The 3,262-nt window shown below is 41.1% G+C and carries 2 protein-coding genes and 1 pseudogene; all 3 read right to left on the bottom strand.

Going from position 1 to position 3,262, the window contains the following annotated elements; genetic code table 11:
* Window positions 1-1,445: pseudogene (locus ACODS7_RS31415) on the bottom strand (LPD38 domain-containing protein); the annotation flags it as partial.
* A gap of 12 nt (window positions 1,446-1,457) precedes the next feature.
* Complete coding sequence (locus ACODS7_RS31410) at window positions 1,458-2,882, bottom strand: hypothetical protein (RefSeq protein ID WP_289668964.1); 1,425 nt, start codon at window positions 2,880-2,882, stop codon at window positions 1,458-1,460.
* Between the two features lie 11 nt (window positions 2,883-2,893).
* Window positions 2,894-3,262 (bottom strand): H-type lectin domain-containing protein (locus ACODS7_RS31405; protein ID WP_488828482.1); only part of this gene is annotated, 369 nt, incomplete at its 5' end.

Here is a 3,262-nt window from a genome sequence, read left to right as displayed (position 1 = left end):
TCACGGAAACTATCTAGCAACTTTTTATGCGTAATCGTACGCCCATCTGGCGCCATAGCGGATTGGATAACCGGAGGTGCATGGCGCATGGCTTGTACGTCATCAGGAAGTTCCCCATTTGAAGAAGCTTTCTTTTTCTGTTTCGCCACACTTTCTAGTGCTTGTTCTAACGATGGTACGGATTCTGATGCAGCTTGAATCGGTAAAGATTCCGGTTCATTTCTAATACGTGTATCTTGCCATGCTTGTTCTTCCGCAACTTGATTCGTTAACTCCCTTTGATGTCTTTCCTGCTGCATGACATCATCCGATACGTTAGAAGTAGAAGTAGTCCCCTTCGTCTTACGCAAATTTTGCACCGCATTCATCAAACCGTGAGCAAGTGGGTTAATGGCCGCCCCGGCTGCCGTTTCTACGCCAATCCGTTTTAAATGGTCTCCTACCGTCTGTTCCGGATTCACATATGCTTTGGCTGGTGTTTCTGCCCCTGCAAGAAGGGCGCCTGTTGCCGCGCCCTCTTTGGCATATTGCCCTATTTTGCCGAGTTTCGACATGTCCTCGCCAATCTTCGCTCCCATTCCCAGTTTCCCCGCTACTTGCGCAGCACCTGCACCTGGGATTACATAGCCAAGCCCCGTTGATACAAAGTCAGCGACATTTTCTCCCACACCTTCACGATGATCTTGCCAATCTACTGCATCTTGTCCTCTTACTTTTTTCATGGCTGCACTTGGCGCATGGAGTAACGTGGAATCCATGGTACGATTTGCAAAGCGATTGACTTCTTTTGCCGCTTCACTTTTCCCGCCATCTTTCATATATTCATCCCAAACCTGCTGACGAGTTTCCCCCTCTGGTGGCTTTATCATTTCACCCAGTTTTCCAACGGTAAATTTTAGGTCATCAAAAAAGCCCCCTGCTTGTTTGGGAGCTGAGCCACTCGTATTTTGTTTAGATAGAAGGCCTAATGTGTTCATCATACGATTGGTACGACTAGCTTCTTCCTGTTGTTTCATCCAGTCTGTGGATGTGGATTGTGAAATACTGTTCGCTGCTTTTATTTGATCTAAAAACGGATTTCTCTCTCGTGGCTTTCTATGGTCCTCGTTATTTTTATCAAATTCAAGGTTTTGATAGATATTCTCTAAAGGTTCTTCCTCTTGTCCTTCTTTCAAAGCAAAAATCTCTTTTTTCTTTTTTACAAGATTACCTGTATTTTCATTCCGAACTTGTATGGATTGCGTATTTTTTTCATATTTATCTTGATTCCCACTATAATAATCCACACGACGCACATCTTGTTGGGCTGTATTTGAATTTAATTCAATCATCCTTTGGAGCGCAGCACGCTGATTATCATCTAGCCCACCATTGTCTTTTTCCCAATCCTTCACCATAGAAGAAGCTTGTTCTCTTTCTATATCGCTTTTCTTTTTACGAGGCATCCTTCACACTCCCTACCAAAATCCTTTCGGTCCAAACTGTTTCAACAACGGAGAAGACTCCCATGGCTTCCTCAGTAACAGCGACTCTGAATACGATGGTGCTTTCTTTTCTTCTTCCTTCTTCTGTCCATAGGCATACGGGGCATTATTTGGATTACTGTACCAATTGATTTGATCACGTGTATAACCGTTCAATGAAGATTTTGAACTTAAGCTTGGTGAACTGTTAGAAGAACTACCACTACTTGACGTTCCTCGCGAGCCGCCACCTCCACCACTATTTCTAGAGGCGGCTGCTTGCTTTTTTAAGTTATACTCCTGTTGCCAATGGCTATCTGATACTCCGTCCCTTCCGGAACGATAATTGAATTCTTGTTGCCAGCGATTGTCCGATACACTGTCGCGACCGGCCCGGTAATTATAATCTTGCTGCCAATGGTTATCCGATACACTGTCCCGACTTATTTGATAGTTATAATCACGTGTATCTTTTTGTTTCCCATAATGAAAACGACTCAAATCAAGATTGTAATTCCGATTATCATTATTTACGGAGTGATTAAATCGGCTCACATCAAGATTATAATCACGTAAGTCTTTTTCCTTTCCATAATTAAAGCGACTCAGGTCTAAATTATAATTTCGATCATCATGTTTCATTTGATAGTTAAATCTATTTTTATCAAGACTATAGTTTCTACCATCATTAAAAATCGTATAATTAAAACGCTGTTGGTCTAAATCATAATTTCGATCATCATTTTTCACGGTGTGGTTGAAACGATTGATATCCAGATCATAGTTTCTATCATCATTTCGAACCGTATGATCAAACCGGTCTCGTTCTAACCCATAGTTTCGATTATCATTTTTCACTTGATGGTCAAATCGTTTGGTATCAAATTGATAATCTCTCCAATCTTTGTCTTTCGTATAATCAAACTTATCACGCTCTAAATCACGATTTAATGTGTCATTTTTCTGTTGATAATCGAAGCGCTCTTTATCAAAATTATGGTTTCGCAAATCATTTTTCTGTTGATAGGCAAAACGGTCTTGATCCATCTTCATGCCTTGTTCCCCGCTCCATTCCTGAAACGCCTGTTGGCGTTCACGGAAACCAAGGTCTTGGTCACGTTCCATCAGTTGGCGAGCTAAAGAAGCAACTTTTTGTGTACGCTCTGCTTCTAAATTTCCTCTTTGTGATACACCTGCAATCGCGATTTTATTCATCGCATCTTGTGATAAACCCGAGCTTCCCATCCCTCTTGCAGCTGCTTGTTCTGCTGCTTGCGTTTGACTATCCGCTACACTCGTTTGCATGTTTTGCAATGCTCTTTCATATAAAGAACCCAGCTCATCATTCGCTTGTAAGCGTGCATCTTGCATACTTACATTACGCCGTTCTGGCGTTGTAAACACTGGATAATTCGTCATACAAACTCACCTCATCCCATTGAAATAGCCATATAATGAAAAGCCAGTGAAGTATCTCTTGTTGTATTCTTATTGTGCAAAGTAAGTGTAAAAGAAGTTACCGTAACTTGTGAAAGATATACCACGATGTCTCCTGTTCCCATATCTCCATTCGCCGCTGTCACTGTAACAAACGGAATTTGGGAAAAGGCAGGAGTAAATAAGATTTGTTTCTGCAACGTTTGCCCACGACTTATCTGAATAAACTCTGTCTTTCCCACTCGTATGTTATTTTTATAGAACCCATACTCATTTAAATTTTGTAAAATCCCATCATTGTCATTATGAGCATTAATTAAATTCGTAAATTCTTCATTTACTTGCCCAGATGAAATGGTTGT

It is taken from the genome of Bacillus sp. FG16 (genome assembly GCF_057809515.1).
This window is presented reverse-complemented; position numbering and strand designations above follow the sequence as displayed.

Coding starts and splice junctions, on each gene's coding strand:
- ACODS7_RS31410 (WP_289668964.1), bottom strand. CDS start 2,882: ATGACGAATTATCCAGTGTTTACAACGCCAGAACGGCGTAATGTAAGT.